Annotated in this window: 30 protein-coding genes; 8 read left to right on the top strand and 22 right to left on the bottom strand. The window is 51.0% G+C overall.

Going from position 1 to position 23,462, the window contains the following annotated elements; genetic code table 11:
- Window positions 1-88 precede the first annotated feature (88 nt).
- The 8 genes from GW591_RS17960 to GW591_RS17925 all read right to left on the bottom strand — a co-directional run bounded on the left by GW591_RS17960 (window position 89) and on the right by GW591_RS17925 (window position 8,504).
- The gene (locus GW591_RS17960) at window positions 89-1,603 is read right to left on the bottom strand and encodes an AMP-binding protein (protein WP_119262392.1); all 1,515 of its coding nucleotides are present in this window, start codon (window positions 1,601-1,603) and stop codon (window positions 89-91) included.
- Window positions 1,572-3,125 carry an AMP-binding protein gene (locus GW591_RS17955; RefSeq protein WP_121019840.1) on the bottom strand — a complete coding sequence of 518 codons (1,554 nt, stop codon included), beginning with the start codon at window positions 3,123-3,125 and terminating at the stop codon, window positions 1,572-1,574. Before GW591_RS17955 ends, GW591_RS17960 begins: the two co-directional genes overlap by 32 nt.
- Window positions 3,126-3,380, bottom strand: a complete 255-nt coding sequence (locus tag GW591_RS17950; protein ID WP_013577945.1) for a phosphopantetheine-binding protein — start codon at window positions 3,378-3,380, stop codon at window positions 3,126-3,128. It lies immediately after the preceding gene.
- Window positions 3,381-3,390: 10 nt separating this feature from the next.
- The gene (locus GW591_RS17945; RefSeq protein ID WP_013577944.1) at window positions 3,391-4,971 is read right to left on the bottom strand and encodes a class I adenylate-forming enzyme family protein; all 1,581 of its coding nucleotides are present in this window, start codon (window positions 4,969-4,971) and stop codon (window positions 3,391-3,393) included.
- Complete coding sequence (locus GW591_RS17940; RefSeq protein ID WP_225444952.1) at window positions 4,968-5,873, bottom strand: beta-ketoacyl-[acyl-carrier-protein] synthase family protein; 906 nt, start codon at window positions 5,871-5,873, stop codon at window positions 4,968-4,970. Before GW591_RS17940 ends, GW591_RS17945 begins: the two co-directional genes overlap by 4 nt.
- Window positions 5,874-5,992: 119 nt before the next feature.
- Window positions 5,993-6,904 carry a hypothetical protein gene (locus GW591_RS17935; protein WP_166861168.1) on the bottom strand — a complete coding sequence of 304 codons (912 nt, stop codon included), beginning with the start codon at window positions 6,902-6,904 and terminating at the stop codon, window positions 5,993-5,995.
- Between the two features lie 9 nt (window positions 6,905-6,913).
- Window positions 6,914-8,221, bottom strand: a complete 1,308-nt coding sequence (locus tag GW591_RS17930; protein ID WP_166861164.1) for a type III PLP-dependent enzyme — start codon at window positions 8,219-8,221, stop codon at window positions 6,914-6,916.
- The gene (locus tag GW591_RS17925; protein ID WP_013577940.1) at window positions 8,202-8,504 is read right to left on the bottom strand and encodes a hypothetical protein; all 303 of its coding nucleotides are present in this window, start codon (window positions 8,502-8,504) and stop codon (window positions 8,202-8,204) included. The genes GW591_RS17930 and GW591_RS17925 overlap by 20 nt, the downstream gene beginning before the upstream one ends.
- A 285-nt stretch (window positions 8,505-8,789) precedes the next feature.
- Between GW591_RS17925 and GW591_RS17920 the strand changes: the two genes are divergently transcribed.
- From GW591_RS17920 to metQ, 3 genes are all read left to right on the top strand, one after another.
- Window positions 8,790-9,125: a DMT family transporter gene (locus tag GW591_RS17920; RefSeq protein ID WP_013577939.1), complete on the top strand. Its 336-nt coding sequence runs from the start codon at window positions 8,790-8,792 to the stop codon at window positions 9,123-9,125.
- Between the two features lie 319 nt (window positions 9,126-9,444).
- On the top strand, window positions 9,445-10,656 hold the full coding sequence (locus GW591_RS17915; protein ID WP_013577938.1) for an MFS transporter: 1,212 nt from the start codon (window positions 9,445-9,447) through the stop codon (window positions 10,654-10,656).
- A 195-nt stretch (window positions 10,657-10,851) separates the two neighbouring features.
- Entirely contained in the window at window positions 10,852-11,664 is an 813-nt protein-coding gene (metQ, locus tag GW591_RS17910; RefSeq protein WP_121019838.1) for a methionine ABC transporter substrate-binding lipoprotein MetQ, read from the top strand.
- A gap of 71 nt (window positions 11,665-11,735) precedes the next feature.
- Here metQ and GW591_RS17905 read toward each other — a convergent pair whose 3' ends face one another.
- From GW591_RS17905 to GW591_RS17895, 3 genes are all read right to left on the bottom strand, one after another.
- Window positions 11,736-12,074, bottom strand: coding sequence for a hypothetical protein (locus GW591_RS17905; protein ID WP_225444951.1), 339 nt, complete (start codon window positions 12,072-12,074; stop codon window positions 11,736-11,738).
- Window positions 12,075-12,229: 155 nt separating this feature from the next.
- Window positions 12,230-12,565 (bottom strand): nuclear transport factor 2 family protein, encoded by a 336-nt coding sequence (locus GW591_RS17900; protein WP_014416585.1) that lies wholly within the window; start codon window positions 12,563-12,565, stop codon window positions 12,230-12,232.
- A gap of 125 nt (window positions 12,566-12,690) precedes the next feature.
- The gene (locus tag GW591_RS17895) at window positions 12,691-12,870 is read right to left on the bottom strand and encodes a hypothetical protein (RefSeq protein WP_013577934.1); all 180 of its coding nucleotides are present in this window, start codon (window positions 12,868-12,870) and stop codon (window positions 12,691-12,693) included.
- Window positions 12,871-13,004: 134 nt separating this feature from the next.
- Here GW591_RS17895 and GW591_RS17890 point away from each other — a divergent pair, with 134 nt between their 5' ends.
- A complete protein-coding gene (locus tag GW591_RS17890; RefSeq protein ID WP_013577933.1) occupies window positions 13,005-13,436 on the top strand; it encodes an OsmC family protein in 432 nt (143 codons plus the stop codon).
- A 62-nt stretch (window positions 13,437-13,498) separates the two neighbouring features.
- Here the strand turns inward: GW591_RS17890 and GW591_RS17885 are convergent, their stop codons facing one another.
- Complete coding sequence (locus tag GW591_RS17885; protein WP_014416584.1) at window positions 13,499-13,846, bottom strand: type II toxin-antitoxin system RelE/ParE family toxin; 348 nt, start codon at window positions 13,844-13,846, stop codon at window positions 13,499-13,501.
- A 40-nt stretch (window positions 13,847-13,886) separates the two neighbouring features.
- Window positions 13,887-14,117, bottom strand: coding sequence for a type II toxin-antitoxin system prevent-host-death family antitoxin (locus GW591_RS17880; protein ID WP_013577931.1), 231 nt, complete (start codon window positions 14,115-14,117; stop codon window positions 13,887-13,889).
- Between the two features lie 212 nt (window positions 14,118-14,329).
- Between GW591_RS17880 and GW591_RS17875 the strand changes: the two genes are divergently transcribed.
- Window positions 14,330-14,527, top strand: coding sequence for a hypothetical protein (locus GW591_RS17875; RefSeq protein ID WP_013577930.1), 198 nt, complete (start codon window positions 14,330-14,332; stop codon window positions 14,525-14,527).
- A gap of 158 nt (window positions 14,528-14,685) precedes the next feature.
- On the opposite strand, the gene GW591_RS17870 is transcribed toward GW591_RS17875, so the two are convergent.
- Window positions 14,686-14,958, bottom strand: coding sequence for a DUF883 family protein (locus GW591_RS17870; RefSeq protein WP_013577929.1), 273 nt, complete (start codon window positions 14,956-14,958; stop codon window positions 14,686-14,688).
- An 82-nt stretch (window positions 14,959-15,040) separates the two neighbouring features.
- Complete coding sequence (gene tehB / locus GW591_RS17865) at window positions 15,041-15,640, bottom strand: tellurite resistance methyltransferase TehB (protein ID WP_014416582.1); 600 nt, start codon at window positions 15,638-15,640, stop codon at window positions 15,041-15,043.
- 205 nt (window positions 15,641-15,845) lie between these two features.
- Here tehB and GW591_RS17860 point away from each other — a divergent pair, with 205 nt between their 5' ends.
- A complete protein-coding gene (locus GW591_RS17860; RefSeq protein WP_121019837.1) occupies window positions 15,846-17,087 on the top strand; it encodes a diguanylate phosphodiesterase in 1,242 nt (413 codons plus the stop codon).
- Between the two features lie 110 nt (window positions 17,088-17,197).
- Here GW591_RS17860 and GW591_RS17855 read toward each other — a convergent pair whose 3' ends face one another.
- From GW591_RS17855 to GW591_RS17830, 6 genes are all read right to left on the bottom strand, one after another.
- Window positions 17,198-17,455, bottom strand: a complete 258-nt coding sequence (locus tag GW591_RS17855; RefSeq protein ID WP_014416580.1) for a biofilm development regulator YmgB/AriR family protein — start codon at window positions 17,453-17,455, stop codon at window positions 17,198-17,200.
- A gap of 99 nt (window positions 17,456-17,554) precedes the next feature.
- A complete protein-coding gene (locus GW591_RS17850) occupies window positions 17,555-17,890 on the bottom strand; it encodes a biofilm/acid-resistance regulator YmgB/AriR (protein ID WP_223510022.1) in 336 nt (111 codons plus the stop codon).
- Complete coding sequence (locus GW591_RS17845) at window positions 17,871-18,164, bottom strand: hypothetical protein (protein WP_013577924.1); 294 nt, start codon at window positions 18,162-18,164, stop codon at window positions 17,871-17,873. Before GW591_RS17845 ends, GW591_RS17850 begins: the two co-directional genes overlap by 20 nt.
- Before the next feature lie 183 nt (window positions 18,165-18,347).
- On the bottom strand, window positions 18,348-18,587 hold the full coding sequence (gene ycgZ, locus GW591_RS17840) for a regulatory protein YcgZ (protein ID WP_013577923.1): 240 nt from the start codon (window positions 18,585-18,587) through the stop codon (window positions 18,348-18,350).
- Window positions 18,588-18,758: 171 nt separating this feature from the next.
- Window positions 18,759-19,301, bottom strand: a complete 543-nt coding sequence (locus tag GW591_RS17835; RefSeq protein ID WP_121019836.1) for a GNAT family N-acetyltransferase — start codon at window positions 19,299-19,301, stop codon at window positions 18,759-18,761.
- A gap of 27 nt (window positions 19,302-19,328) precedes the next feature.
- The gene (locus GW591_RS17830) at window positions 19,329-20,243 is read right to left on the bottom strand and encodes a LysR family transcriptional regulator (RefSeq protein WP_121019835.1); all 915 of its coding nucleotides are present in this window, start codon (window positions 20,241-20,243) and stop codon (window positions 19,329-19,331) included.
- A 114-nt stretch (window positions 20,244-20,357) separates the two neighbouring features.
- Between GW591_RS17830 and GW591_RS17825 the strand changes: the two genes are divergently transcribed.
- Window positions 20,358-21,746, top strand: coding sequence for an MFS transporter (locus tag GW591_RS17825; protein ID WP_121019834.1), 1,389 nt, complete (start codon window positions 20,358-20,360; stop codon window positions 21,744-21,746).
- Window positions 21,743-22,132: a hypothetical protein gene (locus GW591_RS17820; RefSeq protein ID WP_013577919.1), complete on the top strand. Its 390-nt coding sequence runs from the start codon at window positions 21,743-21,745 to the stop codon at window positions 22,130-22,132. Before GW591_RS17825 ends, GW591_RS17820 begins: the two co-directional genes overlap by 4 nt.
- A gap of 56 nt (window positions 22,133-22,188) precedes the next feature.
- Here GW591_RS17820 and GW591_RS17815 read toward each other — a convergent pair whose 3' ends face one another.
- Window positions 22,189-23,460, bottom strand: a complete 1,272-nt coding sequence (locus GW591_RS17815; protein ID WP_370461805.1) for a c-type cytochrome — start codon at window positions 23,458-23,460, stop codon at window positions 22,189-22,191.
- Window positions 23,461-23,462 lie beyond the last annotated feature (2 nt).

Below are 23,462 nucleotides of genomic sequence, written 5' to 3'. Positions count from 1 at the left end.
TGGCCTTCATCATCATGAAGATAAATTGATGCCGGGTATTTTCTCAGCAATTACGCTGGATTTTTTATATGTGATTGCAGGATGTCGATTAAAAACTGTCAGAAACCGCGTATTGCCGGACGAGTTCCTGCCGGTCTATTTTGCCATGCAATGTCAGGGGGAAGTGTTGGCAAAAGACCAGTTGTTTAGGGATCATGTATCCCGGTAGCTGCCCGGACAAGAAATGGCGTAAGGCTTGCCGCTGCAGCGCATTGTCATCATGCAGTTGTACAAACAGTTGCAGGTCGGTCACTTTTCCCTGTTCTTCGAGCGGTACCAGACAGCACTGGATCACGTTGGCATTTCGGCACACGGCGGATTCTACTTCTGCCAGCTCAATGCGATTGCCATGCAACTTAAACTGTCCGTCATCTCTGCCGCAAATAAACAGTGACTGATTTTCGTCGACAAAACCGCGATCGCCCGTGGCGTAATAGCGACCCCATTCATCCTCAGCAAAAGCCTGATTGCGGGGGTGATCCTCCGGCAGATAGCCCTGTGAAACCTGAGGGCCGTAAAGCCTGACTTCACCTACCGTTGTGGCAGAAACCGGATGACCGGCCGCATCGACGATGCGAATGCGGTTCAGCCCTTGCGGCTTGCCCAGCGGCAATAACCCTGCCTGATGGTGTAGCGGCTGGGACAAAAGATGCGTATGCGTCACGCAGGTTGTCTCGGTCGGGCCATAAGCGTGCATCACTTCAAGCGCCGGAAAGCGCGTCTGTAACTGTGTGATCAAACCTGGCGCAACCCGTTCACCGCCGATATAAAAACGCTTCAGGGCGGGGAACTTAACGTGGCTGAACAGCGCGTCTTTAAGCATGAGTTCAGCAAAACTGGGTGTTGAAAACCAACTGGTGACGGCCACATCGGGCTCTCTTGTCATCAGCCTGATGTTTTGCCGGGGCAAAACATTATTGCAATGATCCAGCATCAGCACGGTCTGCCCGCGGCTGAGAACCGGAATGAGATCGAGGATCGCCATATCAAAAGAAAAACAGGCGTGATTAATATGGCAGCCCTTGTCCGTTCCGCCGGTGACTTGCGGTGCGAACCACGCGCTGAAAGCGGCAAAATTGTCATAACTGACCATAACGCCTTTAGGCTCACCGGTGCTGCCCGAGGTGGAAAGGATATAGAAAAGAGATTGGGTGAATGACGGTTCAGCGGGCAGCGTTGCAGGAGAAATGTCTGCCAGTGAAGCACTGACACACTGCGGCCATTGTTCCAGCCCGGCGAGGGGGTGCGGCAGGGTGGTGATGATCACTTCCGTGCGCGTCATCCGGGCTATTTTTTCAATTCTGGACGGCGGATTTGCCTGATCCACAAAGGTAAAACAACAGCCTTTACTGATGCAGGCCAGAATAGCGGCGACCGCATCGAGTTGTTTATGACCGTAGATCAGCACATTGCGACCCGCCAGAGGGGTAAGAAAATGGGCGATGGCGGCCGTCCGTGCGCCCAGTTCAGCAAAACTGTAGGTGCCTTGCTGGTTAATCAGCGCGATGGCGTCATCGCGGTTGCGAAGCCGGTCAAACAGCGGTCTGATTTGCGATAAAAACATATTTCTCCCCTTTATCCAGTGCCAGATCACGCGCCGCGCTGCGGTCGAGTTTTCCGTTATGATTCAAAATAGTATGAGGAATGGCATACCAGTAACGGGGGATCGACCACGGCGGGAAATGCGCCTGCATCGCGTGGCCCAGCGCTGAAAGCGTGCAGGAATCATTGAGGATCACGCAGGCCTGGATAGCCTCGGCATTGCCTTTGCGTAGAAAAGGCACTGCAACGACATCCGACACGAGATTCTGGCTACGCAGGAAATGCTCAATTTCATAGAGATCGATGCGGTGTCCCTGGATTTTGACTTCCCCGTCTTCGCGGCCAAGAAAATAGTAACAATCTCCCTTCGCCTGGCCGATATCACCGGTCAGATAGGCATTTTGCCCGGCATGGCGGATAAACTGTGTTTGCTGTTTCAGCGGTGCATTGAGGTAGCCTGGCCCGACGCAGGGGCCGCTGATTAACAGCTCGCCCCGGCCGCTGTCACTTTCCTGTCCGTGCAGGCTGAGTACCGCGCCCGGTCTGGCCGCGCCAATCGGCAAGGGTAGCGGGTCGCTGATCATTTCAGGTGTAATAAGCACCGAGGTCACCGCAACCGTGCATTCCGTCGGGCCATAGGTGTTTATCACGCTGGCATCGGGAAATCGTGTCCATAGCTGTGTGACGATGTCTTTTGTCAGTGTTTCACCGCAAAAAATAAACCGCCGGAGCAGGGGAAGTTGTGCGGCACTGAACGTGGGGTCCAGCAGATAAAGGCGGATAATCGAAGGCGTGGATACCCAGCAGACAACACCGGTTTCTGCATGCTGTGCAATCATTTTGCGGGTGCTGATGAGTTCGCGGTGATCGAGCACCGACAGCGGTTGCAGGAAAACCCAGGCTAACCAGATTTCAAATAAGGAAACATCAAAGCAGTAGCGAACATTGCCGGTGACGGCACCGTCCAGTGGAAAATCTTCGCGGATCCAGTGAATGAAATTCACCATATTGCGCAGGGTGATTTGGATCCCTTTCGGCTCGCCGGTGGTGCCGGAGGAAAACATGATGTAAGCCAGCGGTTCGCCGGGGACATCCTGCAAACGCTGGCGGCTTTCACTCAGCAGCGCATGCAGTGTGGCATCCGTACAGACAGGTCCGTTAATTTCCGCCGTGTTGAGTACCCTGACCGCGTTCATCTGAACCGGCGTCGCCGTCGTATTCAGCAGCAGACCTGCGCCGAGGGTGAGCGCAATTTTCTCCACCCGTTCCGGGCTGTTATCCGATTCAACGGGCACCACCGGGCAGCCGCAGAGCAGGCATGCCCACCAGGCGGCAATAAAATCGAACGACTTATGCCCGTATACCAGCACCGGTTTTACATGGCGGTCAGTGTCTGTCTGATGCTGGCGGATCTGCACGGCGAGATCCATTGCGCGCTGACTCAGCGTGGCATAATCGCGACGGTGTGTATCATGGCACCAGGCAAGTTCGGGCCGGTGCCGGAAACGCATGAAAATCGCGATAACCTCTGCCCATTGTTCCATTCAGGCAGCCCGGTTCGCGAGTTGCAGTTGAATGAATCTCGATAAGCTGCCCACGGTTTCAAAATGCTCAAATTCCAACGTGGCCGGATCCAGGATCAGCCCGTCGACTTTCTCTTCCAGATACATAATCAGTTCAATATACAGCCCGCTTTCAAAGCCTAAATCGCGTTCCAGATGTGTTTCTGCATGCAGTTCTGAGAGATGAGAACTTTCCAGCACTAAGCCGATGGCCTCAATGATTGTTGAAGTAAACATAATGATTTCCTTATGATTTTACGGATTCGCGTTGAACATCATGGGAGCGCTGTAACAGGAGTTCAGGCAGCCGGTTACGATCAATCTTTCCGTTATTATTTTTGGGTAACGCCTCACTGAAATAATAGCGGTGAGGGCGCTTGTAGCTTTCGAGATGGGTCTGACAGAAGGCTTTGAGCAGGGCAATATCGGGCGCCGTCACACATTCAATACAGGCGACGATCTCATCACCGTAAATGGCATGAGGGACGCCAATCACCGCTACCTGTCCGACCCCGGGGATGCGTTTGAGCACGCCTTCGACTTCCCGCGGCGCCACTTTTTCGCCGTTGGTTTTCAGAATGTCATCTTTGCGGGCGACAAAATAAAGCAGGCCACGTTCATCCAGCCGGCAGATGTCTCCGGTATACAGCACGGATTCGCCGGGCAGCGGGCCGGGACGTAATTTCTTTTGCGTCTGTTCTTCATTGCGCCAGTAACCGCGCATGACCGTCGCGCCACGAATAACCAGCTCGCCCGTGGCATTGCTGCGATGCGGGACACCGTTGTCATCCACCACCCAAAGTTCGGTATTCGGGATGGCGTAACCGACGCTCTCTTTATGTGTCGACAACATCGCTGGCGGAAGCCAGGTGCAGCGATGGCATTCCGTCAGTCCGTACATAGAGAAAATTTCTGCCTGAGGGAACAGGGCAATCAGCGTATCAATATCATTGGAATGCAACGCGGCAGCCGTATTCGTGATTTTACGCACGGATGAAAAATCATAACGTTTTGCCAGAGGGGCAATGAGGGCCAGCATGGTGGGGACAATCGGCAAAACCGATGCCCGCTGTTTCACCAGTTGTTTGAGGGCAAACAACGGACGGCTGAAATCTTTTTCGATAATCAGCGTCGCGCCCACTCTGGTGGCCATGATGGCCTGATAAAGCCCGTAGTCAAAACTCATCGGGATCGTGCAGAAAATCCGATCGCTTGCCCTCAGATCCAGATAGGTGCTGACGGATGTCGCCGCGCTCAACATATTGCGCTGGGTCAGCATGACGCCTTTCGGATCTCCGGTGGAACCGGATGTGTAAATCAGGCAGGCCAGATCGATATCCAGCGCGTCTTCCGGCACAAGCGGTGTGACGTCTGCCTGCGCCGCGATCTGCTGTAATGAAAGTAACGCCGGGCGGCTCAGACTTTCTGTGCCCGGCTTGTCAAACAGCACCGGATACGGGGCGCGATCTGCACTAGCCGTGACCCGCGCATCCGCCTGATCTGCACTGCTGATCAGCAAACTGGCTTCTGCGTTGTTGCATATCCAGCCCACGCGCGCGACGGGCGTGTCAGGGTTAAGAGGGACAAAAATGGCTTGCAGGTGCTGAACCGCCCAGAAGCACACCACAAAGTCGATACTGTTCGGCAGCCAGACCACCACCCGATCGCCCCGTTTAATGTGATGCTGTTGCAAACAGGTGGCCGTTTTCATGACCCGCTGGAACAGTGCTGACCAGCTTATCTCTTCATCACCGGCAACCAGGGCGGTTTTCTCGGGAAAAGCCTGTGCAGCACGGGCCAGCCACTGTGTTAAATGGGTTGTGCTCATGGAATATCCTCATTGTCTGATTCGAGAACCATTGCGCCAAAGGTGCCCGCCACGCCTGAGGCCAGAGCCAGAATGCACCGCGCTCTGACGGCATTATCCCCACAGGCAAGCAGGCTTTTGATATTGAGAAACGCATCGCTGCAAAAGCAGTGACCGAGCGTGTAGAGGTTATGGCGGAATACGATGTCCCGGCTAAATCCGCTGCGATCAGCAAGGCGGTCAAAGGTCACCGGGCTGATGTGGTAAGGGAGCACGGCGCTGAGTTCTTCCGGTTTACGTCCCGCGCCCGCCAGCGTTTTTTGAATGGTTTCGGTCATCACCGGCAAAAATGCGTGGTCATAGGCATTTTCACTTTCGCGATCCGTTTCCCGCATCCGCGTGCCATAAGCCCCGAGTTGTTGTAAATGCAGTGCACGCAGATGCAGCGAATGAGGAGAAGGGGCCATGCCAACCAGCGTGGCGCAAAAGGCTTCGCCAAAATAACCATTCTGATCGACATATTGCACCGTGCGGTGAAAACATTTTTCACCGGTGATCAGCACCCCGCAGACAGAGGCCAGGTTCTCAGAGCCACAGTTCTCAGAGCCACAGTTCTCAGAGAGAGTGTTCTGCTGTGCGGCGCGCATTTTCGCCTGCAAATATTTCAAACTCACCAGACCTGAAGCGCAGGAAGCCTGTGTCGCAGAAAAAAATTCGATCTCCTGGTCGCCAAAAAACGTCTGAAATACCGTGGACAGTTCTTCCATCCGGTCAAACGGGCTTGTGGCGTGCAGAGAATGCGCCCAGGCGACATAGCGGATTTGGCGAAATAAACCGGGGTCGCATTCAGCGCGTAATTTTTGCAGAAGGTCGGAGAGCAGATCCGGCAATGTTTCATCAGCAAACAGACTGGCAGATTGCATCTTATGAAAACGGCTAAAAATTTTATGATTCCGTTCTCCCCAGCAGTATTTTTTTTCCAGCAGGGAGAGCGGGGTAAGAACCGGAGCTATCAGGCTTGTGATGGCATGGATATACACCTTCAGCTCTCCATCACAAAACTGGCGAAGATCATATTCTTCCCTTCCGGCATCATTAATAAGAACCGCGTATTTTTCTGAGCGAGCTTTTTTAATAACACCCAGGGTGCTGAAGACAGTAAAGCATCGTCCCAGGTTTCTATCCTGACACCCGAGAAGTTGGCATCCCGTTGCAGAACCTGTGAAAACGATTTGCTGGTCAGAATAATCAGCGGCAATGCGTTTTCAGCGGCACTGAACATCTTCAGCGTGGAAAGCAGGGGATAAATGTCCGCCGTTGAAACCGGCAGCGAGGTTTTCTGATAATTTTTAAAGGTAATATTACCGGCGACCTTATGGGGTTCGTGGGTCGCGTTGCTTTGTAAAAGGAGCAAACAGCAACTGGCCGCGGGGTGGAAATTGGCGAGATAAGGGCTGTCATACAGAATGGCATCCTGATCTGCCATCATCAGCAGGGCTTTACGCGGACGTTTGTCCCCGCCGATATCTTCCAGGTAATCTTCAATGATTTGCAACGCGACAAATCCACTGCTTAAACCATGATCGCTGATGGCAATACCAAAAGCGTTATGAGAACCGGTTTCATAAATAATGGCATTGGTCACTGAAGCGCCAATTTCAGCATCGGGCGTCCAGTGGGTCAGCACCACCAAATCCAGGTCATTGACCAGCGCCTGCTCTTCCAACTGGGTCACCAGTTTTTTGAGCATCGTCGTGAATGTCAGGTTTTGAGAGTTAACCCAACGGGAGACGGGCTGAAGCTGGGCTTCGCATGTGCGGGAATGTGACTGAAAAAAAGCGTTAACAAAACTTTTAACTTTATCCAGTTGTTCACTCTCCACCGTAGCAGAAGGATTGTTATTTTTTTCAAACTCATGCCAAAGAATATTGGAGGCTGAAAATTCCAGAGACATACAGATTCCTCAGGCATTTCCGACAGATAAAGGCTGACATATCTGAGGTGCCAATAATGTCTCAATGCTATCTGCGGTTCGGATAAGGAAAGCCTGACCTTTCTCCACCAGAATTTCGGCGGGATGACCAAAACTTAAAAAGTTGACGGGTGAAGCACTGGCCCCGTATGCGCCTGAATGTCCGATGCCGATCAGATCACCCGGATGCAGTTCCGCCAGCATAATGTTTTCACCTAATATATCGGTGGGGGTACAAAGCGGGCCGGTGACCTGATAACGATGTTGTGTCCCGGCACGGGTTTCACCCAGACGGGCCATCGGAAAATTACGCCGGATCAGTGAGTTGATGCCAGCGGCGCTGCCGTGACAGTTGGCTCCGCCATCACACACCGCGAACCATTCGTCCCGGGAGGGTTTAAGATAATTAACGCGGGTGACGAAAATGCCTGCACGGGCAATCAGATATCTGCCCAGTTCGACGATGATCTTACAGCGCGGAAATTTGTCATGATAATTGCGGATAACGAGCGCTAACGCGCCACCGAGCGCAACAATATCCAGTGGCTTTTCTTTATCAAAATACCTGACGCCAAAACCCCCGCCGACATCGACAAAATCAAAATCGACCTGGTAGATCTCCTGCAAAGATCCCGCCAGTGACAGAATATTCAGGGTATTTTTAGCCAGCGCTTGCCAGTCGAGGATCCGTGTACCGAGATAAATATGGATCCCCGCCAGTCGTAAATTTTCCTGTTGTGCGACACAGGCAAATGCCTGCGGTAAAAGTTGTTCGTCGATGCCAAATTGCCGTGGTTTGCCGCTCATCACCAGTTTGGCTTTTTCGCCCGTAAACTCAGGGTTGATGCGCAAGGCGATGGTTTGTATAACGCCCATGCTGGCAGCAATATCATTCAGAAGTTTTATTTCTTCAATGGATTCGATGACGACAGCTTTAATACCGATGCGACAGCATTGGGTTAATTCAGCAATGTATTTTCCGGGACCCACGAAAATAATATCCTCCGGGGGCACACCCTGACTTATCACTGTTTCCAGTTCTGCCAGAGAACACACTTCACAACCCGTACCTTCCCGGTTTAACAACTGAACCAGTGTTTTATTGGGATTAGCTTTGAGCGAATAAAAATAATGAATCTCATCCGGAAGTGACTTTTTTAATGCTGAAAAGTCGGCCTTTATTTGCGAGGCGCTGTAGGCATAAAACGGCGTCGGCACCCTGTCAGCCAGACGCTGATAAGGAATGTCGTCGATTTTTTCTGTACTGATAAACTGGCTATCAGGAGGAAAAGCTGACATCGCTAAACCTCCGGGATAACAGTGATTCAATCTGATTGATATTTTTGAAGTTTTCGAAAAGATCGCCATCGAGGATATCAAAAAAACTCCCGGAAACCTCGGTTCTGGCTTCCATCCATTCGCCCATCTCTGCGATAAAGCCCACTAAATGGATTGAGTCCAGTAACCCTTCAGGCCCGTAGATATCAGCTCCCTGTGCAATAGCCGCCAACTTTCTATTGTCAACACCCACTTTCTCTAAGCATGAGAGTATAAATTCTTTCGTTGTCGATGAAATAGTCATTGGTTTCGCCACTTTAAAAACTTCGAACTGACATGATATCCGCCGTATCAGGAAAGATTTGCTTGAAATTGCGCCTGCAATAAAAGAAGAAAATCATAAAGCGGGAGAAGCACACCGGCGTTGTGACAGGGCGCTGACATAATAATTTCCGGCCATTCGGCGTATTTGTGCCCGGTTATTTTTATGACAACAGTAAAACCCGGCATGATTGCCGTTAAGACGGTTTAATGTAAGACTCTGCGGGGTAATGTTTTATTTTTATAAATCTCATATTGAGAAGGTCTTATGTTCAAAATATATCTCATCCTTGCTGTTTCTATCTGCGCCGAAACACTGGCGACGACCATGATGAAGGCGTCTGATGGATTCACCCGGTTAGTGCCGAGCGTCATTGTGGTCGTCGGTTATGCCATATCCTTTTATGGACTTTCTCAGGTCGTTAAAGTGATGAATATCGGCATCGCCTACGCTATCTGGGCAGGCATGGGGATTTTCCTTGTTTCGGCCATGTCATTCTTCATCTACAAACAGCGGCTTGATACTCCGGCGCTGATTGGCATGGGCTGCATCGCTGTCGGCATTATGATCATCCAGCTTTATTCTAAATCTGTGTCGCATTAACCCTGAAACGCCCTTTCCCCGTCACGTTATTCGCCGCCGCATCCGGCGGTTGATCTCTTTTTCTGCAATTTAGTTACAACATACTTATATGTGGAGTCATTTCCTGTCCGCGTTATCTGTATGTGCCTTTTCCGTTTGAACCTCCGCGCGCCTCTGCAGCCTGCATCGCAGGCGGAGACTGGCTTATCTGGCAGGTGCATAAGAAATACCCGGGCAGTCATTATGAAAAGGGCTTGACCCTGTGATGGTGATCACGTTTATTACGTTCAAATACTAAAACAACACCCCCGAAATAATTCACCTTGCTAAGGATCATAAAATGACTGAGTGCTCATCGCTGGACACCCGGCCAGAAACTTCTGCATTCCGCCGCTGGCTGGCGGTTTTCTCACTGGCCTGCGGCACCTTCGCGCTGGTTAATACCGAATTTCTGCCGATCGGTTTACTGTCGCCCATCGCGCAATCTCTGGGTGTCACTGAAGGGCATGCCGGTCTGGCGGTGATGTTGCCCGGTTTAGTTGCCGCGATTTCTGCGCCACTGATCATGCTGTTTGCCCGAAAAATGGATCGCCGCACCTTATTATTATTGCTCTCCGCGACGGTGATCGTGGCCAACGGTATCGCCGTGATGGCGCAGTCATTCAACATTCTGCTGATCGGACGCATAATTCTGGGCATCGGTGTCGGTGGTTTCTGGTCATTTGCTATTCCTTCCGGGCGGCGGCTGGTGTCAGAGGAGCAGGGCGCCAGGGCCATTTCGCTGATCACTGCGGGCGTGGCGGTCGGCACGGTCGCAGGTGTACCGGCGGGCGCCTTTATCGGGGATCTGTTCGGCTGGCGCATGGCATTTATGCTTAACGCCGTGCTGGCGCTGGCGTTTTTCGTGCTGCAATGGCTGGCGCTGCCTTCGCTGCCGGCACAACACTCTATCGGCCTGCGTGCGATGCTCAGCGTCACGAAAGTCGCGGGGATCCGCTACGCGCTGATCATCGGCGTATTTATGGCGGGCGGTCATTTCGCGGCATATACCTACCTCGAGCCGTGGCTACGGTTTAGCCTGCATCTTTCAGCCAGCAATATTTCTTTGTTACTGATGGGCTACGGTGTGGCGGGGTTATTAGGCACGCTTACCACGGAAATTACTGTCCGTGAGCTCGGTGTAAAGAAAGCGTTTATGCTCAATATGCTGTTGCTCAGCGCCTCGGTGCTGGTGTTGTCGCTGTTCCCGGTGCCGCTGGCGCTGGCCTGTGCCCTGGTGATCCTCTGGGGACTGGCGTTTGGTGCGCTGCCGGTGTGTCTGAATATCTGGACGTATCAGGCGTCGCCTGCGTTGTTTGAAACCGGCTCGGCGTTGCTGGTGTGTGTCTTCCAGACGTCGCTGGCGCTGGGCGCATTGTTCGGCGGGATCCTCGCTGACAGCGCGGGCGTAAGCAGTGCCTTCCTGCTCGGCGGTGTGCTGACATTGCTGGCGGGCATCACCATTTTCCTGTCCCGCCCGCAACCTGCGGTATTACACGCAGCGGGCAAATGATCGGTTTACGATCAGGAAATCTTTCCACATAAGAAAATCCTCCTGCCGGAACCTGCGTACAGCGGGTTCCGGCAGCATTCCCGCTCTAGGTTATTTCTTTTTCGTATTTGCGCATCCCGACAGGCTTTGAAACACTGAGATCTTCAGCGATGCTGTTTCAACCTTTTAATTATTCACGGAAAGAGTAAAACCGTTATGCGCATAACACTAAAATTTTCAGTTCTGGCATTATCTCTGGTGGGCGCACTGGCGCTGAGTGCCTGTGATCAAAAATCGCAGGAAAACCACATTAAAGTGGGTATCAGCGCGGGTATCGATCAACAGATGTGGGAAACCATCAAAAAGACCGCCAAAGACAAATATAACCTTGATGTGGAAGTCGTGACCTTCAACGATTTCGTGTTGCCAAACTCGGCGCTGAGCAGCGGCGACATTGATGTAAATTCGTTCCAGCACCGTCCCTATCTGGATAAGCAGATCAAAGAGCGCGGCTACAAGCTGGTGGAAGTGGGGAAAACCTTCGTCTATCCGATTGCAGGATACTCCCGCAAGATAAAATCCATTGATCAGCTCAGTGATAACGGGCAGGTTGCGGTGCCTAATGACCCGACTAACCTTGGACGTTCGCTGTTATTGCTGCAAAAAGAAGGTTTGATCAAACTGAAAGAGGGCGTAGGTTTGCTGCCGACGTCTCTGGATATCATTGAAAATCCAAAGCATCTCAAAATTGTTGAGATCGAAGCGCCGCAACTGACACGCGCCATTGATGACGACAAAATTGAACTGGCGATCATCAATACCACTTATTCAGGACAGGTCGGGCTGACGCCGGGCAAAAATGGCCTGTTTGTCGAAGATAAAGATTCACCTTACGTGAATATCATCGTGGCACGTGAAGATAACAAAGACAGCCAGGCCGTGAAGGAGCTGGTTGAGGCTTATCAGACGGATGCGACAGTGAAAGCGGCGGACGCTATCTATCACGGGGATGCGGTGAAAGGCTGGTAATGCGGGCGGGATGGTAGAGCAATCATTGAATCCTGAGATTATAAAATCCCAGGATTCAATGTCTGATTCTGTTAAATATCGTTGAGCATCTGAGAACGCTGATTCATGTTATTGAACACGGCGCTTTTAACTCGGGCACAGATAAGTGTCTGCTTATCTTTTAATTCAAGCGCAAACATTTCTTTGGAGTCTTTGTTAATCAGCGAAGCATTGGTTTTATAAACTGCATATGCGTCGTTGAGCTGACTAAATTGTTGCTTATAAACATTGAAAGCTTGTTTATCCAGCGTCTGAAGTGCCCTGAACTCACTGTAGCAACGGGTATTCAGTGCTGACTGATCCTGCTCAGTGTTTTTAACTGTTGGCTGCGCGCATCCGCTTAAAAATGCGGCGGCAACAAACACAGACATCCACGCAAAAGGCTTATTCATTATGGCCGGTCCCTTGATCAGATTATTCTCAGTAATTTCCGACCACTATATTCAGAATTTTACATAATTGGAAATTATGATTGAGGATATCCATCCGCAACCAATGAATACTTCCAGTCACAAAAAATGCATGATTATTCAAAATAGAACCAGGCTGTCTTAATCAGCCCGTTTTCGACTTCAAACACGGCAATGCTGTTGACGGGGGTCTCATAAATTCCGTAGATCATTTCATGGTCAAATACTTTATTGCCCAGCACGGTTCGTGAGATCAGCTCAGCACGTAATGCGCTGTTGTTGAACCGGTGGTTTTTATAGAACGTTCTGAGTGCGTCTTTCCCCTCTAAGGAAGGCAGCATATTGGGCATGCGATAGGCGGTAAAGTCTTCGCTGTAGCAGGCGGAAAAGGCATCGAGATCGTGGTGGTTATAGGCCTGAAACTGTTTCTCTACCGGAATGCTGGCGTCCATGTATCATTGTTCTCGTGAATTATTATTTAATAATATCGAATATTAATTCATGTTGTGCTTTTTGGCAATCTGACGAAAACAAAAAGGCCACCGTGGCAGCCTTGAGGGATAAATTGATGGAGTGATCAGCACACGCCAAAATCGCCGTCTTCGTGATACAGATCCACGGTGTCGGCTTTTACTTCAATTTCAGTGGCAGAAAAGTCGTCCGTACGCGAGCACCACAGCGTGTCGCCTTCAACACGACGGACGATCATTTTCGGGCCGCCGGTTTTGGACTGAACAACATCTTGCGGTTTAAACATGCTTTATTCCTCGGTTATCTATTTTGTTGTGATTTATAGAAAAGTTACCCGCAGACCGCATAGCCCGGCCATCCTCGCGGATCACCGATCAGAAGCTATACTTAACGTTAATGTAATGCAAACCGGAGGAAAATATGACCATTCATAAGAAAGGACAGGCACACTGGGAAGGCGATATTAAACACGGTAAAGGTTACATCTCTTCTGAAAGCGGTGCCCTGAAGGAACAACCCTATGGATTCAACACCCGCTTTGAAGGTAAGCCAGGCACTAACCCGGAAGAACTGATTGGCGCGGCGCACTCAGCCTGCTTCTCCATGGCGCTCTCGCTGATGCTCGGCGAAGCGGGGCACACGCCGGAAAGCATCGATACTGTCGCAGATGTTTCACTCGATAAAGTGGATGGCGGCTTTGCGATCACCAAAATCGCGCTCGACAGCAAAGTGAAGTTGCCAGGCATCGATAAAGATAAATTCGATGAAATCATCAAAAAAGCCAAAGCTGGCTGCCCGGTTTCACAGGTTCTGAAAGCCGAGATTACGCTGACGTACCAGCTGGAAAACTGATGATTTAACAGAGGATGACGCGCTGAAAAAAGCCACGCGATGTTTGCGTGGCTTTTGCGTTGTTAGCCCATGATCAGCTTTTTAAACAGCAGCGCCTGAACATTTTGCCGCTGCGAAAGCAGCACATAGACAGAGATCAAATTTGCCGGTTCATCATAGGTATATATGATGCGATAACCGCTCAACGTACTGCATTCGCGATACTTGATAATCCCCAGCGCTGCAAGATCAGGTGAAACCGGGCAGGACAAAGGAAATACTTTCACTTTTGTTTCAAACTCATCTAATACAGCGTTGATGATCTTTAAAGGGTCGTTTCCCTGTAAGGTCTGGAACGAAGCGATTTCATCAATGGATAGCTTTACAGTTTGCAGGTACTCAATCGTAATTTTACTTTTCGTGGCAGACATAAATTGATCCCAATAATGAGCCGATGAGATGAGTGACTCATCAGTAGAGATCTGCTAACAACTGTTCCCTCGTCAATGTCCGGCCTTCAGCTTTATCATTTTCTGCCAGTGTCAGCAGCTTGAGTAAAGCGATGGTTTCATCCCTTTTTTGCCTGTCTTCATAGGATTCAATCACATAAGCCGGTTCACCATTCTGAGTGACCAGTATAGGTTGTGATAAATCAAGCGCAGCGGCATGCTTCTTCACGAAGCTGATGGTCTGTATTTGCATGTTTTACTGCTCCTGTCGAGGCTTCGGTCTAAATATAGGTCTTTTACAGACTGCTGACAAGGCGGAATTTCTCCGTCTCAGGCTATGCCAGCCCCCTTAACCCTGATAGAAAAATGCGATCCCGGCTGTGCCCGAATTCTGACAAATGCCATTACATCAGCTATAGATACTGAGCGTTATCTGAAAAATTCGAATAATTTACCGGGGTCATCATGAAGGACGAAAGCGAAAAGACAGGCCTGATCGGGCTGGCCATTGGTGCGGCTGTTATGGGGTTAATTTCCAGCGGAACGATTATTAACCGGGAGAGCATCATTGATGAACTGCGGCGGCTCGGGCGTAAAAAAGGGGACGGTGTGGAAGATGAAATTTTCGTGAAAGCCGCTCAGCTGGTCGGTAAAGGGCAATGATTCACGCAAGCTGGCGAAAAAATACCCGTCAGGGGAGACGGGTATTGGATTTGCTACAAGGGGAATGTCTGAATAATCTGTAGATTGCTACAGAAGACAAGATCATACCCTCTTTTTGTTAATAATTTGTGTAGGAGAAATCTGTTTCTCCCGGACGGTTATTTGCGGCCTAAAAGTAGCCCCAGAACCACGCCAATCGCACCGGCAGCAATCAATCCCGACAGCGGATTTTCTTTGATTTTATCCGCCACGTCAGAAACTGCTTCACTCGCCTGCGCGGAGTATTTGCGTGCAGCACCTTTAAGCTGATGTTTCGGAGAGTCAACAAAATCTCCAAATTGCTTTTGCGCTTCACCGGCAAACTGGTTAACCGTGTTTTCTACTTTATCTTCCACACGGCTAGGATCTTTATCAAAGTCTTGTGATGACATATCGTGCTCCTTTTTGGGTGGAATTTAAGTTTAGTCGAAAAGCTAGGCTATGCAGGGTTTGCCTGCGAAGGACTGATGGATATCAGATTTTTCTTGCCAGCAGCGTCGCAAACCGCAACTTGTAACGGTCTCCGTTTTCGTCGCGTTTATGCAGTTCGCCGACATCTTCGTTATATTTCACGATTTCCCAGCCGCGATAATAATCACGCAGTTCTGACGGCTTGAACGTGAACGGGAAGGGCAGCGGGCACGGATAATCCGGGCTGTCCATGGCGGCCACAATCAGGTTATAACCGCCCGTGTTGGTGGCCGCATGCATGTCTTCAATAATGTGCGGGATGCTGTCGCGTTGCAGAAACATCATGACCACGGTGGAAAAAATAAAATCATATTCACCGCTGAAACGGTGCGTGTTCAGATCAGCTTCGCTGATATTGATGTTATTCAGTGATTCCGCCGCGATAATATCATTCACTTTTGCGACGCTTATGGCGTTGTTATCCCAGCCCGTCACCTCAAACCCTTTCAGGTTCAGATACAGCGAGTTACGCCCGCTGCCACAGCCTAAATCCAGTGCTTTACCCGGCCGGACATGCTGTGCGGCGTTGATGATTTCTGAGTGGGTACGGGTCAGGCCGTATTTTTCGCTGTAAAAATCTTCTGGTGCGGGTTGTTGAGTCATGCCCTGTTTCCTGTAAATGAATAGAATGTCAGCGATTATCCTCCAAAATGGCAACCGCGCCATTACTCTTAATGGTCACAGGCCTGAGCATCACGGCATTTTTTCACCACAATATGTTAGCGAAGATAATCAATTGAGATTTTTCCGTAAATAAAATTTCTGTTATCGTGGGGTTCATAACTGAAGCCTGCCCTGGAATTTCTTAATGCTTTTAACCCTCGTCTACCGCAGCCACATCAGTGACTCTGTCCTGCCTGCTTCTCTGGAAGAGATGGTGTCGCGAGCCAACATCGGGAATGAACGCAACAGTATTACCGGTATTCTGCTTTTTGACGGAATGCACTTTTTCCAGTTGCTGGAAGGGCCGGAAGAGGCCGTCGATGCTATTTATAATACGATTTGCAGCGATCAGCGGCACAATAATGTCGTTGTTCTCATGCGTGATTACGCGCCGTCGCGCCGCTTCGGTAATGTGGGGATGGAACTTTTTGACCTCAGGCACCATCACGAGGATGTTGTCCTTCAGGCCGTGCTGGATAAGGGGACGTCCAAATACCGGCTGACCTATGAAGACCGCGCGCTTCAATTTTTGTGCACCTTTGTACAGGCTCGTGAAAAGGAAAATTATCTCGAAATTCTTCCGGCGGATTCCTGGTCTTTTATCGCCGATGAGTCACTGAAACCTGAAGCAGGATTTATCTTTCCCGAGATGAAGGATTACAGCTTTACGTATCAGCCCATTGTTGATCCACTGAGTCGCGAGATTACCTCTTACGAAGCCCGTCTGTGCGGTCCAGGTGACGGTTCTCCGATGGAGTACTTTTCTGCGCTTTCCAGAACAACCATTTATGAAGCTGACCTGAAAACCAAAAAGCTGGCTTTTGCACTGGCACAGAAGATGGGGATCAGCGACAAAACGCTGACAATCAAACTTTTGCCTATGACGTTAGTCCGGGTACCTGATGCTATCGGATTTTTAGTTCATGAGATTACTGCTCATGGTCTGGTTCCGGAGCAGATTGTCGTGGCAATCACCGAGAACGGCGTCGTGACACGCGAAGATAATTTCGTTACAGCGTTGCAACAGCTTAAAGCCTCAGGAATGCGACTGGCGATTGATGATTTCGGCGCAGGATCAGCGGGATTGTTGTTGCTGACTCAATGCCAGCCGGAAAAGATTATGATTGACCGCAATATGATTTGTGACATTCATACCAGCGGACCCAAACAGGCCATTGTTCAGGCCATTATCAGGTTTTGCTCTTCTTTGGAAATATCGGTTATCGCGACGGGTGTTGAAAAAGCAGAAGAATGGATGTGGCTCGATGCGGCAGGGGTGTGTAATTTCCAGGGCTCGCTGTTTGCTTCACCAAGGCTAAATGGAGCACCGGTTGTCGCGTGGCCGGAAGTTAAGCAGGAATATCTGTTAACAAACCGAAATCTTTAAATATCAAAAGTCCGATAAAAGATTTCAGTAAGATTAAATGAATCAGCCGGACAAATATAAAATATTTATCCGGCTGATTCGCAAAGTCTTAACGCTACGCAGGTGATATATTATACGACATCATCATCAGGAGTGCGGTATACGACGTATTCAAGTGCCTCTAAGTATACATCCTGTTTACCCGAATCACTTTCCTGCTCAATTTTTTGAATCAGGTAAAGAATAATATCTTTATGGGTTACCCGTTCTTTCCGATTTTTTAAATTATTATAAATACGGATGACAGTTTCATTTCCGACCAGAAGTTCCGGGTCTTCTGTCAGAATATAATCAGCTAATTTGACATGAGTATAAGACACATCTTGCATTTTGATACCCTCCGCACTTGCTGTTTATGAGTGAAGTCACGTTCGGTTTTCAAAAATGAACGTGAAATTATTAAATATAATAAATCTAATCAGCCGGGATCAGACGCCGGAATTTTCGGGTGTCATACCCACAACCATTTCCAGTGCACTACGCAGAATATCCAACTGCACCACATCGGATGTGCATTCAAGCTGTGTAATCAGGTGCAATATAATGGCTTTATTTGTCACTTTGCCTTGTTCGGCCAGAATGACGCGAATAGCGGCACCCAACACTTCGGTTTCACTCAAAAACAGTTCGCCCGCATTGTTGAAATAGTTATAAACATCTGAGTGATAAACAGAATCTGTCATCGTCTGGGATGGGTTTGAATTCATCGCATCGCCCTGATTTAGCGAATGATTCTTTGATGAATCAATGTCTTTTCTTGTCATCGGACGGCCCTTCAGCATTGAAAAAGTGTCGTACATTATCGACATCCCGCACTTCGTAGGTAATTCGCGCACGTTTATCAGCCAGATCATGGCGGATCTCATTAATAATCCGCTCGCAGGCACTTTTCCGATTTATGTTGTCAGCACTTGCAGCCATAAACTGTAATTGTGCGATGAGTCTGTCAGTCGATATCGGGTTCTTCGATTTAAGCAAGGAAATTACGGCCTCACCTATCAGCTTATCAGTCAGTCTTTCTTCATTACTTCTGTACATATTAGCAGCCTCTGAATATATGCCGGCCAAAGTTCTTGGGCAGATTAGCTTCAGGTTCAGAGTTAGTACTTTACGCCTGAGGGCATAAAATTTGGTAGGCTGTGAATTAATCAAGCCCGCATAATATGTCGAACTGAAATGCTATGAAGCCAATCTTTGCACTATGATCTTAATCAGGGTGGATCATGAATCTCGTTCAAGTACCAGACGGATAAGCTTCATATAATGCTTTTCCTCTTCTTCACTTCCAGCCGCTTCAACACGATTTAAAAGTTTTGAACATAAAGCTTTGCGATTGAGGTTCTTTCCTGCCTCAAGAATTTCAACAACAACGCGCCCCATTGTTTCCTCTTCAGAAAAGACCTGACTGTATAAGGAATGAGACGTGTCCGGGGCCATTCCGTTGTGTCTGTTCTGACGCATAATTAACCCTTATGTTAATAGATGTGTGAGTAATGATTGCCTGTGTGACTATAAAGTTATACAAGATATAGAAAGTTGTACAGGTATTTTTAGAAAAAAAAAGCTAGCAATGCCTGAGACTCAGAATTTTCCGATCTCAGGCGGGGGACGATCGCCCAAGGTGGTTTTATGTCAGCTGAACGATGGGCCGCTGACTGTGCGCGGGTTGGTCTGCCGGTAAAGGTAACTGCCCGTGCCATGGAGCGGATCGCCCTCAAAACCCACTTTCTGCATGCCGATTTTTTCCAGAACGCGCTGTGAAGCCAGATGATTTTCACGTACGGTAGCCGAAATCCGCAGTATGCCCAGTTTCTCAAAACCGGTGCTGAGCGCTGTGCTGGCAAACTCCGTTGCCAGCCCTTTTCCCCACGCTGTTGTCGCAAAGCGATAGCCGAGAAACACACGGTGATTTTCGTAGCCTTCACGGATACCCAGCCCGCCGAAACCGATAATCTGATCCGGTTGATGATTGTGCGCAATGGCCCAGTGCCCGTAACCATTATCCGGCCATTCCCTCAGCCAGCTGTTCAGTTTTTCCTGTGCTGCCGCGATGTCCGGCAATGGCCCGCGCGGGTTAAAAAGATTGGTTTGCGGATCGCCGTAAATAGCAAAAAACGTGGGAATATCCTCAGCCGTAACAGGCCGGAGCAGCAACCGTGATGTCTCGATGATCATAATGAATGTTTCCTCCCGTGAGCTGAGTTAAATCTTAGCTTGGGCGGGGAACTCCGCCAGCCGGCTTTGCAGAAAATCAATAAAGCTTCGCACCTTTTCAGGCACGTGACGGGTGTTAGGATACAGCGCGAAAATGCCCTGTGGCGGAAAACGGTGACCGGGCAGCACATGGCATAAACGCTGTGCGTCGATTTCCGGCTGCACCAGCCAGTCCGGCAACAGCACGACGCCTGCACCTGCCAGCGCAAAGGCTAACAACGCCGAGGCGCTGTCGGCCACAATGGCGGGCGGCATCGTCACGCGAAACGGGTTTTGCTTTCCCTGAGCATCAGTGACCGGCCAGCTCATAGGTAACGGCAGACGGCTGTGAGCGATCCACCGGCTTGCGGCCAACTGGTCCGGCGTAGTGATGTTTCCGTGTTCGCGCAAAAAGGCCGGAGATGCCACCGGCAGTATACCGAAACGCCCGAGTGCGGCGGCGTGATGACTAGAATCAGTCAACTGGCCGAGACGGATCGCCAGATCAAAACGTCCGGCGATCAGGTCGTCGTGATGTGAAGAGGCGACGTGCTGAATGCGCAGTTGCGGATGCAGTGCAGAAAACGCCGCCAGCGCCGGAACCACCACGCGCGCGCCGTATTCCGGTGTACTGGTGATCCGCAACTGACCGCTCAGGCCACCGTGATCACGACGCACGTCGTCGAGCACCGCTTCGGCTTCCTGCAATAAATCCTGACAGCGTTGATAAAAGCGTTCGCCTGATTCCGTCAGTGCCAGCCGCCGGGTACTTCGGGTCAGCAGTGCGACGCCAGTTTCACTTTCCAGTTGCTTCACATTAAAACTCACTACCGCTTTGGTCAGCCCGAGGGAGACTGCTCCGCCGGTAAAACTGCCTGCGTTAACCACCGCGACGAAAATCTCCAGCCGCTGTAAATTCAGCATTCTGTGTGTCCTTACTGTCAAAATAATTTTGACAGTGTAACTGCACCGCGTCCGTTTATCCGTAAGAACTTCTCCGTTACATTGCCCGCCTTTACCCATTGTGGATACGTAAGAATGAGTCACAGGGCGCGGGTTGCCGCAGTGTATTTGCTCGGTTTTTTCGTTGATCTGATCAACATGTTTATCGCCAATGTGGCGTATCCCGGCATTGCACGGGAATTTCAGGCACCGGTCAGCGCGCTGGCGTGGGTCAGTACCGGATATATTCTGGGGCTGACACTGGTTATTCCGCTCAGCCGCTGGCTGGCGGGGCGTTTCGGTGCGCGGCGGGTGTTTATCCTCTCGCTGACGATTTTTATGCTTGCCTCACTCGCTGCAGCGGGCGCGGCAAGCCTGACCACGCTGATTGGCTGGCGGGTTTTGCAGGGGCTTGGCGGCGGATTGCTGATCCCGCTCGGGCAGACGCTGACTTATGCACTGTACCGCAGCCATGAACGCGCCCGGCTGTCTGCGGTGATCATGCTGGTCGGGCTGCTGGCACCGGCGCTGTCTCCGGCTCTCGGCGGCATTATCGTGGACAGTTTTAGCTGGCGCTGGGTGTTTATTGCCAGCCTGCCGCTGTCGTCGCTGGCCTGGGTTCTGGCACTGTGCTGGCTGCCGCAAACGCCGCGTGAACCGGCAGGGAGGTTCGATCTGAAAGGATTTGCGCTGCTGAATGGCGGGCTGGCGCTGGTGCTATGGGGGCTGACATCTCTGGGCGAAAACAATGAATGGCTGAGCGGCAGCGCATTATTCGTGGCCGGTGCAGGGCTGATGACGATGTTTGTACGGGGATCGCGAAAACACCCTGAGCCGCTGCTGGATCTGACGCTGATAAAAGATCCGTTATTGCGCACCGGCATGCTGATTTATCAGTGTATTCCCGGTGTGTTTACCGGCGTCAGCCTGATTGCCATGCTGTATCTGCAGAATGAACACCACTTCTCGGCGGCGCAGTCGGGCGGGCTGATGTTGCCGTGGTCGCTGGCGTCATTTGCTGCCATCAGTTTTACCGGCAAAATGTTTAACCGGCTCGGGCCGCGGGCGTTATTTATTCCGGGCTGTCTGATTCAGGGTGCGGGTATTGGTTTGCTGGCGCTGCTCAGTGTGTTTCCCGCAGCGCCGTGGCTGGCAATCGCGGCGTTTACGTTAATGGGGGCGGGCAGCAGTCTGTGCAGCAGTACGGCGCAAAGCGCTGCGTTTTTACATATCCGTACTGAACAACTGGCTGACGCCAGCGCCCTGTGGAACATCAACCGCCAGCTGAGTTTTTGTCTTGGCGTGACGCTGGTCAGCGTGATGCTGAGTGCCTGGCAGCTTTCTGTTCCGGCATTCGCCTATCCGCTGAGTTTCACCGTTGCGGCGTCCAGCGTCATTATTCCCATCATGTTGTGTCTGCGGTTACCGGGGCACGCCATTATTCAGGAACGGCTTCTACAGGAACACCAACAGGAAAAGTTATGAATCGTTTTGTGAAAGAAGTGTTTGATGCGCATGGGTTAATTCAGCGCTGGTTTTCAGACTCCGCTGCACCTGGGCAGGTTTGTGATGAACTGCTGGCGCGGTTTAGTCCGGCCTATTCGATGGTAACGATCACCGGCCACCGGCTGGATCATCCGGCATTGTGTGCTTTTTTCAGGGCGCAGCGGGGCGCGAAAAGCGGGCTGAAGATTGAGGTCGAAAAGCCGGTGGTGATTGCTGAAAGTGAAAAAGGCGCGGTAGTCGCGTATCAGGAACGCCAGCAGTTGCCCGGCCAGCCGGAAACACTGCGTTATTCGACGGTGTTATTTGTGGTGGATGCAGAAGGGAAAATTCTGTGGCGTCATTTGCATGAAACGCCCGCTGCCTGATCGCCTATAAAAAAACGGCCTTCCGTGAGGAAAGCCGTTTGAGCCTGCAAAAGTGATTACTTCGTCAGGGTTTTTCTGACTTCGCTGACGTCTTTCGCCGTCACTGCCGGTGCGTTGTTGCCCCAACCTTGACGGATAAAGGTCGACAATTGCGCCGCTTCTTCGTCCGTCAGACGGCTGGCAAAGCCCGGCATCACAAGCGTTGACGGCGCCCGTGCCGTTGACGGTTGCTGCGCGCCCGCCAGAATGGTGTGGATCAGCCCGGTCGGATCTTTCGCGTTCACAATCGTTGCCTGATCCAGTTGCGGGAAAACGCCCGGTGCGCCTTTGCCGGTGACAAAGTGACAGGCGCCGCAGTTATCCAGATACAAACGCTCGCCTTCGCTGAGGTTTTTCGCCGCCGTCAGTCTGGCTTCGGTCGCGCTGGCTTTTTGCGTGTCCTCTGCCGGAACCGGCGGGTTACCGCCCAGGAACTTGATGTAGGCCGCGATGGCTTTGAGGTCGTCATCGGTCATGTGTGCGGTACTGTTTTCCACCACAGACGTCATTTCGCCGCCAACTGCTGCTTTGTCATTACGCCCTTTGCCCAGATAATCGGCAATTTCCTGCTCGTTCCAGTGCGCCACGCCGCGCAGGGAAGGGACGTCCCAGTTATTCAGGCTACCGCCCGCCAGGAAATCAGAGTCGCTGCTGTCCAGCGCCTTTTCATTCATGCCGAAACCTCGTGGGGTATGGCAACTGCCGCAGTGCCCGAGACTTTCCACCAGATACGCACCCCGGTTTACCTGCTCAGAAGCGCCACCGATTGGCTGGAAAGGTTTGTCAGACGCGAACGCCCAGTTCCAGAAACGCATGCCCCAGCGCTGGCTGAACGGGAAACTCAGATCGGTTTCAGGCGGTTGTTCTGCGCTCGGTTTTACGCCCTGCATAAAGTAAACGTAGAGCGCGTGCATGTCCTGATCGTTGATTTTGGCGTAATCCGGATAAGGCATTGCCGGATACAAACGGGTGCCGTCCGGCAGAACGCCTTTGCGCACTGCATCCGAGAATTGTGCTTCGCTATAACCGCCAATACCGTGGTCTTTATCCGGTGTAATGTTGGTGGAATAAATGGTGCCCAGATTGGAGTTGATCGCCAGCCCGCCTGAAAACGCCGGTTTCCCCGCCACCGTATGACAGGCGCCGCAGTCGCCCAGACGCGCCACATATTCGCCCTGTTTGATCAGCGCTGCGTTGTCGGGTTGTGTATTGGTATCCGCCTGCGCATTCGCCATAAAACCCGCACCCAGCAGCAAGGCGTTAGCGATAAATAAACTTTTGAGTTTCATCC

The organism is Rahnella aceris, assembly GCF_011684115.1.
GTDB classification, from domain to species: Bacteria; Pseudomonadota; Gammaproteobacteria; order Enterobacterales; family Enterobacteriaceae; genus Rahnella; species Rahnella aceris.
This window is presented reverse-complemented; position numbering and strand designations above follow the sequence as displayed.

Excerpts from the sequence above, each read along its gene's own strand:
- GW591_RS17930 (WP_166861164.1), bottom strand. The coding sequence starts at position 8,221 with ATGTCAGCTTTTCCTCCTGATAGCCAGTTTATCAGTACAGAAAAAATC.
- GW591_RS17895 (WP_013577934.1), bottom strand. The coding sequence starts at position 12,870 with ATGTTTAAACCGCAAGATGTTGTTCAGTCCAAAACCGGCGGCCCGAAA.
- GW591_RS17825 (WP_121019834.1), top strand. The coding sequence starts at position 20,358 with ATGAGTCACAGGGCGCGGGTTGCCGCAGTGTATTTGCTCGGTTTTTTC.
- GW591_RS17955 (WP_121019840.1), bottom strand. The coding sequence starts at position 3,125 with ATGGAACAATGGGCAGAGGTTATCGCGATTTTCATGCGTTTCCGGCAC.
- GW591_RS17915 (WP_013577938.1), top strand. The coding sequence starts at position 9,445 with ATGACTGAGTGCTCATCGCTGGACACCCGGCCAGAAACTTCTGCATTC.
- GW591_RS17870 (WP_013577929.1), bottom strand. The coding sequence starts at position 14,958 with ATGTCATCACAAGACTTTGATAAAGATCCTAGCCGTGTGGAAGATAAA.
- GW591_RS17860 (WP_121019837.1), top strand. The coding sequence starts at position 15,846 with ATGCTTTTAACCCTCGTCTACCGCAGCCACATCAGTGACTCTGTCCTG.
- GW591_RS17815 (WP_370461805.1), bottom strand. The coding sequence starts at position 23,460 with ATGAAACTCAAAAGTTTATTTATCGCTAACGCCTTGCTGCTGGGTGCG.
- GW591_RS17855 (WP_014416580.1), bottom strand. The coding sequence starts at position 17,455 with ATGCAAGATGTGTCTTATACTCATGTCAAATTAGCTGATTATATTCTG.
- GW591_RS17875 (WP_013577930.1), top strand. The coding sequence starts at position 14,330 with ATGAAGGACGAAAGCGAAAAGACAGGCCTGATCGGGCTGGCCATTGGT.
- GW591_RS17820 (WP_013577919.1), top strand. The coding sequence starts at position 21,743 with ATGAATCGTTTTGTGAAAGAAGTGTTTGATGCGCATGGGTTAATTCAG.
- metQ (WP_121019838.1), top strand. The coding sequence starts at position 10,852 with ATGCGCATAACACTAAAATTTTCAGTTCTGGCATTATCTCTGGTGGGC.
- GW591_RS17885 (WP_014416584.1), bottom strand. The coding sequence starts at position 13,846 with ATGTCTGCCACGAAAAGTAAAATTACGATTGAGTACCTGCAAACTGTA.
- GW591_RS17945 (WP_013577944.1), bottom strand. The coding sequence starts at position 4,971 with ATGAGCACAACCCATTTAACACAGTGGCTGGCCCGTGCTGCACAGGCT.
- GW591_RS17935 (WP_166861168.1), bottom strand. The coding sequence starts at position 6,904 with ATGTCTCTGGAATTTTCAGCCTCCAATATTCTTTGGCATGAGTTTGAA.
- GW591_RS17925 (WP_013577940.1), bottom strand. The coding sequence starts at position 8,504 with ATGACTATTTCATCGACAACGAAAGAATTTATACTCTCATGCTTAGAG.
- GW591_RS17950 (WP_013577945.1), bottom strand. The coding sequence starts at position 3,380 with ATGTTTACTTCAACAATCATTGAGGCCATCGGCTTAGTGCTGGAAAGT.
- GW591_RS17835 (WP_121019836.1), bottom strand. The coding sequence starts at position 19,301 with ATGATCATCGAGACATCACGGTTGCTGCTCCGGCCTGTTACGGCTGAG.
- GW591_RS17850 (WP_223510022.1), bottom strand. The coding sequence starts at position 17,890 with ATGACAAGAAAAGACATTGATTCATCAAAGAATCATTCGCTAAATCAG.
- GW591_RS17890 (WP_013577933.1), top strand. The coding sequence starts at position 13,005 with ATGACCATTCATAAGAAAGGACAGGCACACTGGGAAGGCGATATTAAA.
- ycgZ (WP_013577923.1), bottom strand. The coding sequence starts at position 18,587 with ATGCGTCAGAACAGACACAACGGAATGGCCCCGGACACGTCTCATTCC.
- GW591_RS17905 (WP_225444951.1), bottom strand. The coding sequence starts at position 12,074 with ATGTCTGTGTTTGTTGCCGCCGCATTTTTAAGCGGATGCGCGCAGCCA.
- GW591_RS17940 (WP_225444952.1), bottom strand. The coding sequence starts at position 5,873 with ATGCAATCTGCCAGTCTGTTTGCTGATGAAACATTGCCGGATCTGCTC.
- GW591_RS17845 (WP_013577924.1), bottom strand. The coding sequence starts at position 18,164 with ATGTACAGAAGTAATGAAGAAAGACTGACTGATAAGCTGATAGGTGAG.
- GW591_RS17830 (WP_121019835.1), bottom strand. The coding sequence starts at position 20,243 with ATGCTGAATTTACAGCGGCTGGAGATTTTCGTCGCGGTGGTTAACGCA.
- GW591_RS17880 (WP_013577931.1), bottom strand. The coding sequence starts at position 14,117 with ATGCAAATACAGACCATCAGCTTCGTGAAGAAGCATGCCGCTGCGCTT.
- GW591_RS17900 (WP_014416585.1), bottom strand. The coding sequence starts at position 12,565 with ATGGACGCCAGCATTCCGGTAGAGAAACAGTTTCAGGCCTATAACCAC.
- GW591_RS17960 (WP_119262392.1), bottom strand. The coding sequence starts at position 1,603 with ATGTTTTTATCGCAAATCAGACCGCTGTTTGACCGGCTTCGCAACCGC.
- tehB (WP_014416582.1), bottom strand. The coding sequence starts at position 15,640 with ATGACTCAACAACCCGCACCAGAAGATTTTTACAGCGAAAAATACGGC.
- GW591_RS17920 (WP_013577939.1), top strand. The coding sequence starts at position 8,790 with ATGTTCAAAATATATCTCATCCTTGCTGTTTCTATCTGCGCCGAAACA.